Genomic DNA, 17,420 nt, shown 5'->3' with positions numbered 1-17,420 from the left:
GTGGACACCGGTACCGATGTGAACGCCTCGCCCGGGTCGGTCCCCGGGCGGGCCGTTCACGGCCGGATCCACTCCTGGGACCTGTCCACCGGCGTGGACGGTCCCGGGACCCGGTTCGTGCTCTTCGTCAGCGGCTGCCCGCTGCGCTGCCTGTACTGCGCCAACCCCGACACCTGGCACATGCGGGACGGCAAGGACGCCACCGTCGACGAGGTGATGGCCGAGATCGACAAGTACCGCGCCTTCCTCACCACCGCCGGGGGCGGCGTCACCATCACCGGTGGCGAGGCGCTGCTCCAGCCCGCCTTCACCGGCGCCCTGCTGCGCCGCTGCAAGGAGGCCGGACTGCACACCGCCCTGGACACCTCGGGCTTCCTCGGCGCCCGCGCGAGCGACGCGCTGCTGGCCGACACCGACCTGGTGCTGCTGGACATCAAGTCGTTCAACGCGGCGACCTACCGGAAGCTGACCGGCGGCGAACTCGCGCCGACGCTGTCCTTCGCCACCCGCCTGGACCGGCTCGGGAAGCGGATGTGGATCCGCTACGTGCTGGTCCCCGGCTGGACCGACGACGCCGAGGCGATCGACGGGCTGGCCCGGTTCGTCGCCGGGCTCGGCTCGGTGGAGCGCGTGGACGTGCTGCCGTACCACACGCTGGGCGCCGCGAAGTACGAGGCGCTGGGGCTGCCCCTGCCGTTGCGGGGCACCCCGTCGCCCGACCGGGACCTGGTGGAACGGGTACGCGGACAGTTCCGGGCCCATGGACTGACCGCCTGCTGAACCGGGGAACGGGAGAACGCCCGACAACTGAACACACGGTCCAGTACGCACCGGCGTCCGTCAGGACGACCGGTGCGCGGCCATTGACGCACGGAGGTGACGGGCATGACCGCGAGGGTCCCGACACAGGAAGCACAGACGGCACGGACACGCACACCGGGCGACCTCGGACGCCGGATCGCCCAGCGGCGCACGGTGATGGGGCTGACCCGTACGGCCACCGCCCTGCGGGCCGGGATGGCCCCCAGCTACCTCCGCTACCTGGAGGAACGGCCCGGCGCGGCACCGGACGCGGGCGTGCTGGTCAGGCTGGCGGGCGTGCTGCGCACCACGGTCACCGAGCTGACCGGCGGCGACACCGACCTGCCGCCGGGCATCGGCCACGCCTCGCCGCACCCGGCGTTCACCGAGCTGACCGAGCGGCAGTGCTGGGAGCTGCTGTCGACGCACGGCGTGGGGCGGATCGCCGTGAACACCCGGGAGGGGCCGGCCGTCGTGCCGGTCAACTACGACGTCGTGGACGGCGCGGTCGTCCTGCGGACCCGGCCGGGCTCGACGCCCGCACTGGCCGTCGGCCGCCGCGTCGGCTTCGAGACCGACCGCGTCGACGACGCCCTCAGCCAGGGCTGGAGCGTCCTGGTCCGCGGGGAGGCGGAGGCCGTCATGGACCCCGCCGTCGCCCGCCTCCTCGACGACCGCGCCTACACCCGCCCCTGGGCGGGCGGCGGCCGCCCCCTGTGGATCCGCATCGAACCCCGCGTCATCACGGGCCGCCGCATCACCACCTGACCGACGCCGCACGCGCCCACCCGCCGAGCTGTGGCGCGGGGCGCCCGGGCGTGGGCGTATCGCTCGCGCCCGCGGGCCGATCTGCGGCGCGGTCCGTCCGGGCGCTGACCCGCTGGGGTACCGCGCTCGCGCGCCGACCCGGGAACCGGCCCGCCCAGGCGCGCCCGGCCCCTCCGTCCCCCGGGCCGTTCGACACGGGAACCGCCCCGGTGGCCAGGCCACCGGGGCGGTTCCCGTCAGGGCGGGGGCGGTCAGTACGCGGACCGCATCAGCTCCTGCATGTCGTCCAGCATCGGCATCCGCGGGTTGGCGGGGGCGCACTGGTCCTCGTAGGCGTTCATCGCCTGCTGGGGCAGGGCCGCCATGAAGGCCTTCTTGTTGACGCCGACGGCTCCGAAGGACGGTTCGATGCCGACCGCGTCGCGCAGCCGCTCCACCGCCGAGGCCAGCGACTCCACGCCCTCCTGCGGGGTGGCCGCGGGCAGGCCCAGCGCGACGGCGATCTCCTGGAAGCGCTCGGGGGCCCGGTAGTTCTCGTACTTGGGCCAGCCGGTCAGCTTCGTCGGGACGGTGCCGTTGTAGCGGATGACGCGCGGCAGCAGGATCGCGTTGGTCCTGCCGTGCGCCACGTGGAACGTCGCGCCCAGGGTGTGCGCCATGGCGTGCACGATGCCCAGGAAGGCGTTGCCGAACGCCATACCCGCGATCGTGCCCGCGTTGTGCATCTTCTCGCGGGCCTCCGCGCTGTTCGCCCGGTCGTTCACCGCCGCTTCGAGGTTGCCGAAGATCAGCCGGATCGCGTGTAGCGCCAGACCGTCGGTGAAGTCGTTGGCGTACACCGAGACGTACGCCTCGATCGAGTGGGTCAGCGCGTCGAACCCGCTGTCGGCGGCGAGCACCGGCGGCAGCTTGGTGGTCAGCAGCGGGTCGATGATGGCCACGCTGGGCGTGAGGGCGTAGTCCGCCAGCGGGTACTTCTTGCCCGACGCCGGGTCGGAGATGACCGCGAACGGCGTCACCTCGGCACCGGTGCCCGACGTGGTCGGCACGCACACCAGGCGGGCCAGCTTGCCCAGCTCCGGGAAGCGGAAGGCGCGCTTGCGGATGTCGGAGAACTTCTGCCGCATGTCGGCGAAGTCGATGTCCCTGCCCGCCGCCTGCTGCTCGTACAGCAGCCACATCACCTTGGCCGCGTCCATCGGCGAACCGCCGCCGAGCGCGATGATCGTGTCCGGCCGGAAGTCACCCATCAGCCGGGCGCCGCGGCGCACCGAGTCGATGCTCGGCTCCGGCTCGACGTTGTCGATGACCTGTATGGTGACCGGCTCGCGGCGCCGCTGCAGGACCCGGTTGACGCGGTCCACGTAGCCGAGGTTGGTCATGGTCGCGTCCGTGACGACGGTGACCCGGTGCACGTCCGGCATGGACGTCAGGTAGCGGATCGCCTGCGGCTCGAAGTAGATCTTCGGCGGGACCTTGAACCACTGCAGGTTGTTCCGGCGGGTGGAGACCCGCTTGACGTTCAGCAGCTGCGCCGCCGAGACGTTGTTCGACACCGAGGTTCCTCCCCAGGAGCCGCAGCCCAGCGTCAGCGAGGGCAGCAGGCCGTTGTAGATGCCGCCGATGGCACCCTGCGAGGAGGGCGCGTTGACGATGACGCGGACGGTCTTCATCCGGCCGCCGTAGGCCTCGGCGAGTGCCCGGTCCTCGGTGTGGATCACCGCGGTGTGACCCTGGCCGTGGAAGGCGATCATGTCGGCGGCGAGATCGAAGCCCTGCTTGTCGTCCTCGGCCCGCAGCACCGCCAGCACCGGGCACAGCTTCTCCCGGGTCAGCGGCTCGTCCGGGCCGACGCGACCGGCCTCGACGAGGATGATCGAGGTGTCCTTCGGGACGCTGAACCCGGCCTTCTCGGCGATCCACACCGGGCTCTGCCCGACCGCCGCCGCGTTGACCTTCGGCTCGCAGCCGCCGCCCTTGGTCTTGTCGGCCGGGAACAGGAACTTCTCCAGCTTCGCCTTCTCCTCGGCGGTCGCCACGTGGGCGTGCAGGCGCCGGAACTCGCTCACCGCGGCGTCGTAGATCTCGGTGTCGAGGATCACGGCCTGCTCGGAGGCGCAGATCATGCCGTTGTCGAACGACTTCGACAGCACCAGGTCGTTCACGGCCCGGCGGACCTTGGCGTCCCGGTGCACGTACGCGGGGACGTTGCCCGCGCCGACGCCCAGGGCGGGCTTCCCGGCCGAGTAGGCGGCCTGCACCATGGCGTTGCCGCCGGTGGCCAGGATCAGCGCGACGCCCGGGTGGTGCATCAGGGTGTTCGTCGCCTCCAGCGACGGCGTCTCGATCCACTGCACACACGCCTCGGGGGCGCCCGCCGCGACGGCCGCGTCACGGACGACGCGGGCGGCCTCGGCGCAGCTCCTCTGGGCGGAGGGGTGGAAGGCGAAGACGATGGGGTTGCGGGTCTTCAGCGCCATCAGCGCCTTGAAGATCGTGGTGGAGGTCGGGTTGGTGACCGGGGTGATCGCGCACACCACGCCCACCGGCTCCGCGATCTCGACCATGTCGTCGATGTCGTCGCGGGCGATGACACCGACCGTCTTCATCGGGCCCATGCTGTGCGTGACGTGCTCGCAGGCGAACATGTTCTTCGCGGCCTTGTCCTCGAAGACACCGCGACCGGTCTCCTGGACGGCGAGCTGGGCCAGCGCGGTGTGCCGGTCGAGGGCGGCCACCGACGCCTTCTTGACGATCTGGTCGATTCGCTCCTGGTCGAACTCCTCGTAGTCGGCCAGGGCCTTGAGGCCCGCGGCGACCAACCGGTCCACGGCGACCGCGATGTCAGTCGGCGCTCCGGGCGTGGCTTCGTCAGGGGTGCCGACGTCTTGCCGGGTCATGGATGCCTCCGCTGCTGCGCTGTGATGGCCGTCGGAACCGCCGACGGCTCGTGGGTGGGAGAGCACCGGGGGAACGCTGCCCTGCCGACATCCACTCTTCCTCCCCGGCACCCTCCTCCGGAGTGGCCGATGGTCCCCTCCGCGACCTGACCGTCCCCCCGGCCGGAGGGACCAACGGACCCGGTGCGCCGGGACCTTCCGGCCAGCGCGAAGGCCGGGCCCCACCGGACCCGGCCTCGTCGTCGCGCGGTCCCGCGCGGCTCACGCCGTGGGGCCGCCCCGCCACGGCGGCGGGGTCGCGGTCCGGCGTGCCACCTCGCCGCGGTGGCTGAGCCGGTCGGCCCGGGCGCGCAGCAGATCGTGCAGGCGGTCCGCGAGTTCCCGGGCGGACGGCTCCTCGTCGTGGACGACGATCAGCTCGCCGCCGACCCGGATCTCACCGCCCGCCGACCACGGCGACGCGGTGTGCGTCGCCGTCGCCCGCACGATCCGCACCTCCCCGGTCACGGCGGGCAGTCCCGGCCGGTCCAGGGCGGAGTCGATCTTGGCGCGGAGGTAGGCGAGGTCCTCCTCGGGGACCGCGCCGCGGGTCCGCACCCGCACACCGCCGGCGTCGTGGGCCGCGCTGTTGCCGATGCTCATCTGGGTCTCCCGGGGGTCGGGTGGTGCGGGACGGGGCGGTGGTCAGTCGTGCGGGACGACGGCCACCGGACAGGGGGCGTGGCGCAGGGCCGCGTGGGCGACGGGGCCCAGCCGCCACGGCTGGTGCGGTCGGCGTCGGCGTCCGACGACGACGAGACGGGCGTGCGCCGACGCGGACAGCAGCACCGACGCCGCCGGGCCCACCGCCGTCTGCTCGACGGCGGGGACGTCCGGGTACTTCCGCCGCCAGGGTTCGAGCGCCGCGGCGAGCCGCTCGCCCTCCGCGGCCCACGGCCCGGCGCCCGGCCGCCAGGAGGGCGGCAGCGCCCGGACCGCGCGGACCCGGCCGCCCTGCGAACCGGCCTCCGCGAAGGCCAGCTCCAGCAGCGGGTCGGCGTCCGGACCGGGGTGCTGCACACCGGCCACGATGTCGTCGTGGTCCGCGGCCGGCGGGTGGCCCCAGCCGGTCTCGACGGCGGAGTCACCGGCCCGCACGGTCACGGCCGGGCAGCGCGCCAGGCTCAGCACGCGCAGGCTGATCGAGCCGAGCAGGAAGCTGGCGACCGAGCCGTGCCCACGGCTGCCGAGCACCAGCAGGTCGCCGCCCTCGCCGTGCGCCAGCAGCGCCTCGGCGGCGGGCGCCGACACCAGCTCGGTGGCGACGGTCAGGCCGCGGTGGCGGTGCCGCAGCTCCGCCGACATACGGTGCAGCACCTGTTCGCCGTAGCACTGCTTGCTGCGGGCCTCCTGCGGGATCGGCACGTCCAGGGGCTGGGTGGTCCAGGAGTGCAGCAGCAGGAGCGGGGCGTGCCGGTCGAGGGCCGCTCGGGCGGCCCACCATGCGGCGGTGACGCTCGCGGGCGAGCCATCGAGTCCGACGATCACCGGTGCGGTCATGGCCCACCTCCAGGTCCGTAGGACGTGGGGCGGCCGAGTGCGGGACCACCCCTCCGGCCCCTTCTCCTCCTCCAGAGTGGCCCGCGCGCCGATGCCGGGGCAGGGCCGTTCGGTGCGCCCCGGGGGACCGTCCGGCCCCCTGCGTGCCGTACCGGGACCGGCTGACGCTGGAGGCGGTGGCGGGCCGGTCGCCCGGTCCGCGGAGGGGAGAGCAGCGATGCGTGGCCCGGTGGTGGCGGGCGCCCAGGCGCCGACGCCCGACGAGAGCCTCCCGGAGGCGGCCCGCGACGCCTACCGGCTGCCGTCCGAGCGGGTGGCGGACGGCCTCGGCGTCGACCCGGCGGCCGGGCTCAGCGCCGCGCGGGCCGCCGAACGCGCGGCCACGCACGGGCCGAACCGGCTGGCCGAACCCGCCCGGCGGCCCGGGTGGCTGCGCTTCCTCGACCAGTTCCGCAACTGGCTCATCGGCGTGCTGCTGCTGGCCGCCGTGGTCGCGGCGGCCCTCGGCGACCTCAAGGACGCGGTGGTGATCACCGTCGTCGTGCAGATCAACGCCGTCCTCGGCTACGCCCAGGAGCGGCGCGCCGAGCGCAGTCTGGAGGCGCTGCGCCGGATGCTCGTACCGACCGCGCGGGTCCGCCGTGACGGGACGGAACAGCAGGTCGAGGCGGGGTCGCTGGTCCCCGGGGACGTGGTGCTGCTGGAGGCCGGCGACCGGGTACCGGCCGACGGCCGGCTCACCGTCGCGGAGTCGGTGGAGGTGGCCGAGGCCGCCCTCACCGGCGAGTCCCAGCCGGTCGTCAAGAGCACCGCCGCGGTGGGGGCGGCCGGCGCCGGTCCCGTCCCGCTCGCCGAGCGCACCGGCATGGTGTTCATGAACACCGCGCTGACCCGGGGCCGCGCCGAGATGGTCGTCACCGCCACCGGGATGCGCACCGAACTCGGCGCCATCGCGGAGGCGTTGCGCACCGGCGCCGAACCGCCCAGCCCGCTCCAGGTCCAGCTGGACAGCCTCGGCCGACGGCTCGCCCTGCTCAGCGGGGTCGCGGTCGTCCTGTACGCCCTCAGCGCCCTGGTGCGCGGCGAGCCGCTGGCGGACATCGCGCTGCGGGCCGTCGCCCTCGCCGTCGCCGCCATCCCCGAGGGACTGCCCGCCGTACTGGCGCTGACCCTCGCGCTCGGCGTGTACCGGATGGCCCACCGCGGCGCCGTCGTCAAACGGCTCGCCTCCGTGGAGTCGCTCGGCGCGGCGACCGTCGTGTGCAGCGACAAGACCGGCACCCTCACCCTCAACGAGATGACCGTCCGCGCCCTGTGGACCGCCGGACGCCACCACGACGTCACCGGCGAGGGGTACGGGACCCGGGGCGCCGTCCGCGCCACCGACGGCACCCCCGCCGGGCCCGGCGTCGGCGAGGCGGTGCTGCCGTTCGCGCTGTGCAACGACGCCCGCCTCACCGGCGACGGCTTCCTCGGCGACCCCACCGAGGCCGCGCTGGTGGTGCTGGCCGCCAAGGCCGGACTGGACGCCGACGCGCTGCGCGCCCGCGCCCCCCGCACCGCCGAGCTGCCGTTCGACCCGGCCACGAAGTACATGGCCACCTTCCACACCGGCGCCGACGGGCGCACCCACGTGGCGGTGAAGGGCGCGGTGGACGTCCTGCTGGAGCTGTGCGACGGCGTCCGCGTCGAGGACGGCACCCGGCCGCTCGACGACGGGCGGCGCGCCGAGATCCGTGCCGTGACCGCGCGGCTGGGCGGCGCCGGGCTGCGCGTGCTCGGCGCCGCCACCGCCGTCCAGGACGGCGAGCCGACCGACCCGCCCCGGCTGCCGCGGCTCACCCTCACCGCCGTCGCCGGGATCGCCGACCCGCCCCGGCCCGCGGCGAAGGAGGCGATGGCGCTGTGCCGGTCGGCGGGCGTCGCCGTGAAGATGATCACCGGCGACCACGCGGACACCGCGGCGGCCGTCGCCCGCGAACTGGACATCCCCGGCGAGGTCGTGACCGGCGCCGACCTCGACCGGATGACGGCGGCGGACCTCGCCGCGCGCGTCGACGGCATCGGCGTCTTCGCCCGGGTCGCGCCCGAGCACAAGGCCGCCATCGTGCGCGCCCTCTCCGAGCGCGGGCACGTCGTGGCGATGACCGGCGACGGCGTGAACGACGCCGCCGCGCTGCGCGCCGCGCACATCGGCGTGGCCATGGGCGGCACCGGGACCGACGTGGCCAAGGAGGCCGCCGACATGGTCCTCACCGACGACGACTTCGCCACCCTCGTGCGCGCGGTGCGCGAGGGCCGGGCCATCTACGCCAACATCGTCAAGTTCGTCCGCTTCCAGCTGGCCACCAACATCGGCGCCATCCTCACCCTGCTGGTCGCCTCCCTCGCCGGGCTGCCCGCCCCGCTCACCGCCGCCCAACTGCTCTGGATCAACATCATCATGGACGGGCCGCCCGCCATGGCGCTCGCCGTCGACCCGGCCCGCGACGACGCCATGCGCCACCCGCCCCGCGACCCGGGCGAGCGCATCCTCGACCTGCGGCGGATGCTGGCCATCGGCCGCGCCGGCGCGGTCATGGCCCTCGGCACCGTGACCCTGCTCGCCGCGGCCCGCGAGCGGACCGGCACCGACACCGCGCTGACCATGGCGTTCACCACCTTCGTGCTGTTCCAGCTGTTCAACACCCTCAACGCCCGCGCCGACGACGGCCCCGTCCTCGGCCGCCACCAACTGCGCAACCGCATCCTGTGGCTGTGCCTCGCCGGTGTCCTCGCCGTGCAGGTCGCCGCCGTCCACCTGCCGTGGGCCCGCACGGTCTTCGGCACCGTCCCGCTGACCGCCGCCGACTGGCTGGTGTGCCTCGGCACCGCCGCCACCGTCGTCGTCGCCGAGCTGCTGTGGCGCCGGGTGGCCCCGGCGGCCCGGCGGGCGCGGGGGAGCACGGGGTGAGACGCCCCCTGACCGCCGTACCCCGAGCCGGGTCCCCGAAGGGCCCGGCTCCGGCGTGCCAGGGCCGGGACCAACGGGGCCGAACGGTCCCCGTGGGCACCCCGGCAGACCTATGCCGCGGCCGTCGCGGCGGCGGGACGCTGTGGGGGAGAGAGCGGACCGAGCACAGGAGGTGTGCCACATGCTTCCGCCCGTAGTCGCCGGAGTCGATGGATCCCCGGAGAGCCTGGCCGCGGCCGAGTGGGCCGCCCGGGAGGCCGAGCGCCGCCGGTGCGGCCTGCGCCTGCTGCACGCGCACGAAGGGGCGAGCCGACCGCACGGCACCGACCCGGCGGACGCGGCGCTGCGCCACCTCGCCCGGCGCGCGCTGCGCCGCGCGGAGGAGCGCGTCGACGGAGCCTGCCCCGGACTGCGCCACGACGACGAACAGGTCCTCGGACCGGCGACCACCGCCCTGCTGACCGCGGCCGGCCGCACCCAGCTGCTGGTGCTCGGCTCCCGCGGCCTGAGCGGCTTCACCGGGTTCCTGGTCGGCTCCGTCGCGCTCGGCGTCATCGCCCGCGCGACCGCCCCCGTCGTCCTGGTACGCGCCGACGAGCAGGCCACCGACTCGCACCTGCCCGCCGCCGACGGCAGCGCCACCACCAGCACCCCCTACCGGGACGTCGTCCTCGGCCTGGACGTCACCCAGCCCTGCGACGAGGTCATCGAGTTCGCCTTCGACGCCGCCCGGCTGCGCGGTGCCCGGCTGCGCGTGGTGCACGCCTGGCAGCCGCCGTCCGTGTTCGGGCTCGGCCCGGGCGACATCGCCCTCGTCGACAACCCCTACCAGGCGGAGGAGTGGCAGAACTTCCTGTCCGCCGTACTGCTCATGTGGCGGGACAAGTTCCCCGAGGTACCCGTACTGGAGACGGTGGTGCGGGAGAAGCCCGCGACCGCCCTGGTGCGCGCCGCCTCCGAGGCCAGCCTGCTGGTCGTCGGCCACCAGCTCACCGAACGTTCCATCGGCCCGCGCACCGGCCCGGTCACCCATGCCGTCGTCCACCACGTCGGCTGCCCGGTCGCCGTCGTCCCGCACAAGTGAGAGGCCAGCCACGATGAACGCACCCATCAAGTACGTGTACGCATTCGGCGAGGGCGACCGGGACATGGCCGCGCTGCTCGGCGGGAAGGGCGCCGGGCTCGCCGAGATGACCCGGCTCGGCCTCCCCGTGCCTCCCGGGTTCACCGTCACCACGGAAGCCTGCCGCACCTTCCTGGCGAGCGGCGCGGAGCCCCCGGAGCTGGAGGCACAGACCGCCGCCGCGCTCGCCGCCCTGGAGGACGCCATGGGCCGCCGGCTCGGCGCGCCCGACGACCCGCTGCTGGTCTCCGTGCGCTCCGGCGCCCGGTTCTCCATGCCGGGCATGATGGAGACCATCCTCGACATCGGCCTCAACGACGACTCCGTCGTCGGGCTCGCCAAGTCGTCCGGACGGGAGCGGTTCGCCTGGGACTCCTACCGCAGGCTCGTGCAGATGTTCGGGCACACCGTGATGGGCGTGGACGGCGACCTCTTCCAGGACGCCATCGCCGCGCACCGCGCCAAGCTGGCCGTCACCGCCGACCAGGACCTCGACATCGAGGAGCTGCACGTCCTCACCGAGGAGTTCAAGGGCATCATCCGCCGCGAGACCGGCGAGGAGTTCCCGCAGGACCCGGCCGAGCAGCTGCGCCGCGCCGTCCGCGCCGTCTTCGACTCCTGGAACGGCGAACGCGCCCGCGTCTACCGCCACCGCGAGCACATCTCCGAGGACCTCGGCACCGCCGTCAACGTCCAGGCGATGGTCTTCGGCAACCTCGGCGCCGACTCCGGCACCGGCGTCGCCTTCACCCGCGACCCCGCCACCGGCGAACGCGGCATGTACGGCGACTACCTGCCCGACGCCCAGGGCGAGGACGTCGTCTCCGGCGTCCGCGACGCCGTCCCGCTCGCCGAGCTGAAGCGGCTCGACGCGAAGTCGTACCTCGAACTCGGCGACCACCTGCGCACCCTGGAGAACCACTACCGCGACCTGTGCGACGTCGAGTTCACCGTCGAGCGCGGCAGGCTGTGGATCCTCCAGACCCGGGTCGGCAAGCGCACCGCGCAGGCCGCCTTCCGCATCGCCCGCGACCTGCGCGAGGAGGGCGCGATCAACGCCGACGAGGCGCTGGTCCGGGTCGACGGCGCCGCCCTGACCCGGCTGATGTTCCCCCGCTTCGACGTCCACTCCGACGACGTACCGCTGGCCCGGGGCGTGCCCGCCTCGCCGGGCGCCGCCGTCGGCGCCGTCGTCTTCGACTCCGCGACCGCGCAGCGGCGCGCCGCCGAGGGCGAGGACGTCGTCCTGGTACGCCGCGAGACCACCCCCGACGACCTGCCCGGCATGATCGCCGCGCAGGCGGTGCTCACCAGCCGCGGCGGCAAGACCAGCCACGCCGCCGTCGTCGCCCGCGGCATGGGCAAGGTCTGCGTCTGCGGCGCCGAGTCCCTCACCGTCGACCCCGTCGCCCGGCGCCTCACCACCGCCACCGGCACCGTCGTCGCCGAGGGCGACGTCGTCTCCGTCGACGGCACCACGGGCACCGTCCACCTCGGCGCGCTGCCGCTCACCGCCTCCGAGGTGGGGGAGGCGCTGGAGAACGCCACCGCCACCAGCGAGGTGACCGCGGCCGTCCTGGACGCCCTCGCCCACGCCGACGCCGTACGCCGCCTGGAGGTGCGGGCCAACGCCGACACCCCCGAGGACGCCGTCCGCGCCCGCGCCCTGGGCGCCCAGGGCATCGGCCTGTGCCGCACCGAGCACATGTTCCTCGGTGAGCGCAGGTCGCTGGTCGAGGCGATGATCCTGGCCCGCGACGACGCCGCCCGCGCGGAGGCGCTCAGCGCCCTGCTGCCGCTCCAGCGGGCCGACTTCACCGGCATCCTCGCCGCGATGAACGGGCTGCCCGTGACGATCCGGCTGCTGGACCCGCCGCTGCACGAGTTCCTCCCCGACCGCACGGAACTCGCCGTCCGGCTGGCCACCGTCGTCCACCCCGACCCGCACGACCGCGAACTGCTCGCCGCCGTCGAGCGGATGCACGAGCAGAACCCGATGCTGGGCCTGCGCGGCGTCCGCCTGGCACTGGCCGTGCCCGGACTGGTCGCCATGCAGGTGCGGGCGATCGCCGAGGCCGTCGCCGAACGGCGGCGCGACGGCGGCGACCCGCGCGCCGAGATCATGATCCCGCTGGTCGGGACGGTCGAGGAGCTGCGCCTGGTGCGCGCCGAGACCGAGCGGGTGCTCGCCGAGGTCACGGAGGAGACCGGCGAGGACCTGGACCTGCCCATCGGTACGATGATCGAACTGCCGCGCGCCGCGCTCACCGCGGGCCGCATCGCCCAGGTCGCCGACTTCTTCTCCTTCGGCACCAACGACCTGACCCAGACCACCTGGGGCCTGTCCCGCGACGACGCCGAGGGCTCCTTCGTCCCGCTCTACCTGGACGAGGGCGTCTTCGACGTCTCGCCGTTCGAGACCATCGACCGGGAAGGCGTGGGCAGGCTGGTCGAGATCGGCGTCGAGGCCGGACGCGCCGCCAACCCCCGTCTGGAGACGGGCGTCTGCGGTGAGCACGGCGGCGACCCCGAGTCCATCCACTTCTTCCACCAGGCGGGCCTGGACTACGTCTCCTGCTCGCCGTTCCGGATCCCCGCGGCCCGGCTGGAGGCGGGCCGCGCGACCCTCACGGAGACGGAGACCAGCGACACCCGCTGACCGTCCGCGCAGTCGGCCGACCCTCGGCACCCCGGTGTGGAGCAGCCGGGCTGCCGGGGGTCCGGCCTGTCGGGGGCTTCCCAGGACCGAGCGTGCCGGTCCTAGGAAGCCCCGTCGCCGCTGCTCCGGGCCAGCGGCGGCACCACCAGGTCCGCCCGCCCCCGCGTGGGGGCGATGAGGTCGGCGTTGCGCTGGTCGCTGCCGAGGGCCCAGGCCTCCGCCGCCTCGCGCGGCTTGCCGTACCGCTCGTGGCGGGCGACGAGGCGACGGACGCGTTCGGGCTCCGGGAGTTCGCAGAACCACACCTCGTCCAGTGCCGCCCGCACCCGACGCCACGCGCCCGTGTCCAGCAGCAGGTAGTTGCCCTCCGTCACCACCAGCCGGACCGACGGCACGACCGGGACCGCCCCGGCGAGCGGCTGTTCGAGCTCCCGCTCGAACCCGGGCGCGTACACCGTCTCCCCGGACTCCTCGCGCAGCCGTCGCAGCAGCGCCGCGTACCCGCCCGCGTCGAAGGTGTCCGGCGCGCCCTTGCGGTCCAGGCGGCCCAGCCGCCGGAGCTCGACGTCGGCGAGGTGGAAGCCGTCCATCGGCACCCGCGCCGCCCACGGCCCGCCACCGCCGTTCAACTCCCGCACCAGCCGCTCCGCGAGCGTCGACTTGCCCGCGCCGGGGCTGCCCGCGATCCCGAGGACGGCCCGCCGCCCGGCGCCGGGGAGGGCGCGGGCCCGGGCCAGCAGGGCCTCGAAGGTCAGGGGCGCCGTCTGATCGTCGTCATGCACACCGCCGAGTCTCCCAGCCGCGCGCTTTCCTACAAGTGCGCATCATGTGGTCCTCGTTACCCACTCAAATCCCGCCCGTGGGGAACGGTGTCCCTATGAAGGATCTCGGTCTGCCCGAAGGCATCCTGGCCTGTCTCTTCGACCTCGACGGTGTCGTCACCAGGACGGCGGTCGTGCACGCCGCCGCCTGGAAGGCGACGTTCGACGCGTTCCTGCGGAACCGCGACGGCGAGGACTACCGGCCGTTCGACGCCCACCACGACTACGACGAGTACGTCGACGGCCGCCCCCGCGCCGACGGCGTCCGCACCTTCCTCGCCTCCCGCGGCATCCACCTGCCCGACGGCGCCCCCGACGACCCACCCGACGCGGCCACCGTGCACGGCGTCGGCAACCGCAAGAACGAACTCCTCCTGGAGAAGATCCGCACCGACGGCGTCGAGCCCTACGACAGCACGCTGCGCTACATCGACGCGGTCCGCGCCCGGGGGCTGCGCACCGCGATCGTCTCCTCCAGCGCCAACACCCTCGACGTGCTGCGCTCCCTCGACGCTGAGCGCCTCTTCGACGTCCGCGTGGACGGGGTCACCGCCCGGGAGCGGAACCTGCCGGGCAAGCCGCACCCCGACACCTTCCTCGCCGCCGCCCGCGACCTCGGCGTCACCGCCGCGCAGTCGGCCGTCTTCGAGGACGCGCTCGCCGGGATGGACGCGGGCCGCGCGGGCGGCTTCGGGTACGTCGTCGGCGTCGACCGCGTGGGCCAGTCCGACGCCCTGTACGCGCACGGCGCCGACGTCGTCGTCAGCGACCTCGCGGAGCTGGGAGGCACGGAGTGATAGCGCAGCGGTCGTACGCCGTCGAGCCGTGGACGGTGCGGGAGACCTCCCTCAACCTCGACGTGCTCGCCCAGAGCGAGTCCGTCTTCGCCCTCTCCAACGGCCACGTCGGCTGGCGCGGCAACCTCGACGAGGGCGAACCGCACGGGCTGCCCGGCAGCTACCTCAACGGCGTCCACGAGGTGCACCCGCTGCCGTACGCCGAGGCCGGGTACGGCTATCCGGAGTCCGGGCAGACCGTCATCAACGTCACCAACGGCAAGGTGCTGCGGCTCCTCGTCGACGACGAGCCCTTCGACCTGCGCTACGGGCGCCTCGTCAGCCACGAACGCGTCCTCGACCTGCGCCGCGGCGTCCTGGAACGGACCTGCGAGTGGACCTCACCGGCCGGGACCACCGTCCGGGTCCGCTCCACCCGGCTGGTCTCGCTCACCCAGCGGGCCATCGCCGCCGTCGCCTACGAGGTGGAACCCGTGGGCCGCGCGGCCCGGGTGGTCATCCAGTCGGAGCTGGTCGCCAACGAGTCCCTGCCCGCGCCGGAGGACGGCGACCCGCGCCAGGCCCGCGTCCTGAAGTCGCCCCTGGAGCCCGAGGAGGACCACACGGCGGGCTCCCGGCTGCGCCTCGTGCACCGCACCCGGCACAGCGGGCTGCGGGTCGCGGTCGCCGCCGACCACGTCGTCACCGGCCCCGACCGCACCACGACCAGCAGCGAGAGCAACGTCGACGTGGCCCGCCTCACCGTCACCTCGGTGCTGGAGCCCGGCCAGCGGCTGCGGGTGGAGAAACTGGTCGCGCACGGCTGGTCCGCCAACCGCTCACGCCCCGCGATGAGCGACCAGGCGGAGGCGGCGCTCGCCGCGGCGGCGCACAGCGGCTGGCCGGGACTCCTCGCCGAGCAGCGGGCCTACCTCGACGACTTCTGGGCCCGCGCGGACGTCGAGGTCGACGGCGACGAGGAGATCCAGCAGGCCGTCCGCTTCGCCCTGTTCCACGTCCTCCAGGCGGGCGCCCGCGCCGAGGGCCGTGCCATCCCCGCCAAGGGACTCACCGGCTCCGGCTACGACGGCCACGCCTTCTGGGACACCGAGACCTTCGTCCTGCCGCTGCTCACCCACATCTCGCCGGACGCCGTCGCCGAGGCGCTGCGCTGGCGGCAGTCCACTCTGCCCGCCGCCCGCGAACGCGCCGCCCAACTCGGTCTGCGCGGCGCCGCGTTCCCCTGGCGGACCATCGAGGGCTCGGAGGGCTCGGCGTACTGGCCCGCGGGCACCGCCGCCTTCCACGTCAACGCCGACATCGCGGACGCGGTGGTCCGCTACGTCACCGCCACCGGCGACACCGCCTTCGAACGGGACACCGGCGTGGAGCTGCTGGTCGAGACCGCCCGGCTGTGGCGCTCGCTGGGCCACCACGACCACCAGGGCGTCTTCCACGTCAACGGCGTCACCGGACCCGACGAGTACAGCGCCATCGCCGACGACAACACGTACACCAACCTGATGGCGCGGGGGAACCTGCTGGCCGCCGCCGACGCCGTCGAACGGTACCCGGAGGAGGCGGCCCGGCTCGGCGCCGACGACGAGGAGAGCGCCGCCTGGCGGGACGCGGCCAAGGCCGTGCACATCCCGTACAACCGCGAACTCGGCGTCCACGAGCAGCACGCGGGCTTCACCCGCTACCAGCGCTGGGACTTCGAGGGCACCGCGGCCGACCAGTACCCGCTGATGCTGCACTTCCCCTACTTCGACCTCTACCGCAAGCAGGTCGTCAAACAGGCCGACCTGGTCCTCGCCATGTACACCTGCCACACCCACTTCGACGCGGAGCACGTCGCCCGCAACTTCGCCTACTACGAGTCCCTGACCGTCCGCGACTCCTCGCTGTCGGCGTGCGTCCAGGCCGTCGTCGCCGCCCAGGCCGGGCATCTGCGCCTCGCCCACGACTACACGGCCGAGGCCGCGCTGATGGACCTGGGGGACCTGGAGCACAACACCCGCGACGGACTGCACATCGCCTCCCTCGCCGGGACGTGGCTGGCGCTGGTCGCCGGGTTCGGCGGGATGCGCCGCGAAGGGGCCACCCTCAGCTTCGCGCCCCGGCTGCCGGAGAAGTTCAGCCGTCTCGCCTTCACCCTGCAGATGCTCGGCCGCCGACTGCGGGTGGAGATCGCCCCCGACAAGGCCACCTACACCCTGCTCCACGGCGGCCCGCTCACCCTCCACCACCACGGCACCCCGGTGACCGTACGCCCCGACGACCCCGCCGTCCGCGACGTCCCGCCCCCGGTCCACCGCCCCGCGCCCGAGCAGCCCCCGCACCGCGGCCCCGCCGTCCGCTGACCGCACGGGCGGCGGGGGCGTCCGGCCCCCGCCGGACCCGCTTCCCCCGGACGGGGGAGGTTGGCGGTCACGTAACGGGATACGCGGAGGAGGATCACCGGGACGCGAGGCGACAGGGAGGCAGCGATGGGCACGAACCCCGAACCGATGGGGGACGACGTGTACCAGCCCACCGGGACCAACGAGGAACAGGAGGACGCCGCGCCCCTGGACCTCGAGGACGCCGTCGACGAACGGGACTACGACGCCATCCTGGACGAGGGCTACTCCCCGCCGGAGAAACCGCTCGGCGTCACCAAGCACGGCACGACCGCGGCCGAGCAGCACGACGGCGAGACCCTCGACGAACGCCTCGCCCAGGAGGTCCCCGACGCGGCCGTGCCCGCCGGGGACGGCATCGGGGACCTGGCCGGCGGGGACGGCGAGCCGGTCGACCCGGAGGCGGGCGGCGCACGCGCCGGACGCCTGGTCGCCCCCGACGAGGGCCTGCGCTCCGACACCACCAAGGAGGAGGTCGCCCAGGACGTGGGCATCGACGGCGGCGCGGCGGGCGCGGAGGAGGCCGCCGTCCACGTCACCGACGACGACGAGATGCCGTAGGACCGCTCGAAGCGCGGGGGCGCCGCACGGGCGCCACGTCCCTCGTGCCCCTGGAGTAGACCGGGGCCTGGTCGCCCGAGCCGGAGCCGGTGACGTTGATCGTGCCGCAGACGTCCA

General features: G+C 74.4%; 12 protein-coding genes. 8 read left to right on the top strand and 4 right to left on the bottom strand.

The features are described from left to right. Entirely contained in the window at window positions 1-780 is a 780-nt protein-coding gene (gene pflA, locus ABZ659_RS25055) for a pyruvate formate-lyase-activating protein (protein WP_360224220.1), read from the top strand. 105 nt (window positions 781-885) lie between these two features. After that, window positions 886-1,569 (top strand): pyridoxamine 5'-phosphate oxidase family protein, encoded by a 684-nt coding sequence (locus ABZ659_RS25050; protein ID WP_360224066.1) that lies wholly within the window; start codon window positions 886-888, stop codon window positions 1,567-1,569. Window positions 1,570-1,820: 251 nt separating this feature from the next. On the opposite strand, the gene adhE is transcribed toward ABZ659_RS25050, so the two are convergent. From adhE to ABZ659_RS25035, 3 genes are all read right to left on the bottom strand, one after another. Then, complete coding sequence (gene adhE / locus ABZ659_RS25045; protein WP_360224064.1) at window positions 1,821-4,469, bottom strand: bifunctional acetaldehyde-CoA/alcohol dehydrogenase; 2,649 nt, start codon at window positions 4,467-4,469, stop codon at window positions 1,821-1,823. Between the two features lie 261 nt (window positions 4,470-4,730). Then, window positions 4,731-5,111, bottom strand: a complete 381-nt coding sequence (locus ABZ659_RS25040) for a hypothetical protein (RefSeq protein ID WP_360224062.1) — start codon at window positions 5,109-5,111, stop codon at window positions 4,731-4,733. 42 nt (window positions 5,112-5,153) lie between these two features. Next, entirely contained in the window at window positions 5,154-6,008 is an 855-nt protein-coding gene (locus ABZ659_RS25035; RefSeq protein WP_360224060.1) for a universal stress protein, read from the bottom strand. Window positions 6,009-6,225: 217 nt separating this feature from the next. Between ABZ659_RS25035 and ABZ659_RS25030 the strand changes: the two genes are divergently transcribed. The 3 genes from ABZ659_RS25030 (at window position 6,226) to ppdK (ending at window position 12,743) form a co-directional block, all read left to right on the top strand. Continuing rightward, entirely contained in the window at window positions 6,226-8,961 is a 2,736-nt protein-coding gene (locus ABZ659_RS25030; RefSeq protein WP_360224058.1) for an HAD-IC family P-type ATPase, read from the top strand. Between the two features lie 181 nt (window positions 8,962-9,142). Beyond that, window positions 9,143-10,045: a universal stress protein gene (locus ABZ659_RS25025; RefSeq protein ID WP_360224056.1), complete on the top strand. Its 903-nt coding sequence runs from the start codon at window positions 9,143-9,145 to the stop codon at window positions 10,043-10,045. 13 nt (window positions 10,046-10,058) lie between these two features. After that, entirely contained in the window at window positions 10,059-12,743 is a 2,685-nt protein-coding gene (gene ppdK, locus ABZ659_RS25020) for a pyruvate, phosphate dikinase (RefSeq protein ID WP_360224054.1), read from the top strand. A 101-nt stretch (window positions 12,744-12,844) separates the two neighbouring features. On the opposite strand, the gene ABZ659_RS25015 is transcribed toward ppdK, so the two are convergent. Continuing rightward, complete coding sequence (locus tag ABZ659_RS25015; RefSeq protein ID WP_360224052.1) at window positions 12,845-13,525, bottom strand: nucleoside/nucleotide kinase family protein; 681 nt, start codon at window positions 13,523-13,525, stop codon at window positions 12,845-12,847. Window positions 13,526-13,620: 95 nt separating this feature from the next. On the opposite strand from ABZ659_RS25015, the gene ABZ659_RS25010 reads away from it, so the two are divergent. The 3 genes from ABZ659_RS25010 (at window position 13,621) to ABZ659_RS25000 (ending at window position 17,303) form a co-directional block, all read left to right on the top strand. Beyond that, a complete protein-coding gene (locus tag ABZ659_RS25010) occupies window positions 13,621-14,361 on the top strand; it encodes a beta-phosphoglucomutase family hydrolase (RefSeq protein ID WP_360224050.1) in 741 nt (246 codons plus the stop codon). Then, window positions 14,358-16,703 (top strand): glycosyl hydrolase family 65 protein, encoded by a 2,346-nt coding sequence (locus ABZ659_RS25005; RefSeq protein ID WP_360224048.1) that lies wholly within the window; start codon window positions 14,358-14,360, stop codon window positions 16,701-16,703. The genes ABZ659_RS25010 and ABZ659_RS25005 overlap by 4 nt, the downstream gene beginning before the upstream one ends. Before the next feature lie 126 nt (window positions 16,704-16,829). Beyond that, window positions 16,830-17,303, top strand: a complete 474-nt coding sequence (locus ABZ659_RS25000; RefSeq protein ID WP_360224046.1) for a DUF5709 domain-containing protein — start codon at window positions 16,830-16,832, stop codon at window positions 17,301-17,303. Window positions 17,304-17,420 lie beyond the last annotated feature (117 nt).

The organism is Streptomyces sp. NPDC006997 (assembly GCF_040635175.1).
In the GTDB taxonomy this organism is placed as follows: Bacteria; Actinomycetota; Actinomycetes; order Streptomycetales; family Streptomycetaceae; genus Streptomyces.
Note: the sequence above shows the minus strand (reverse complement) of the source record. Positions and strands in the feature narration are given on the sequence as shown.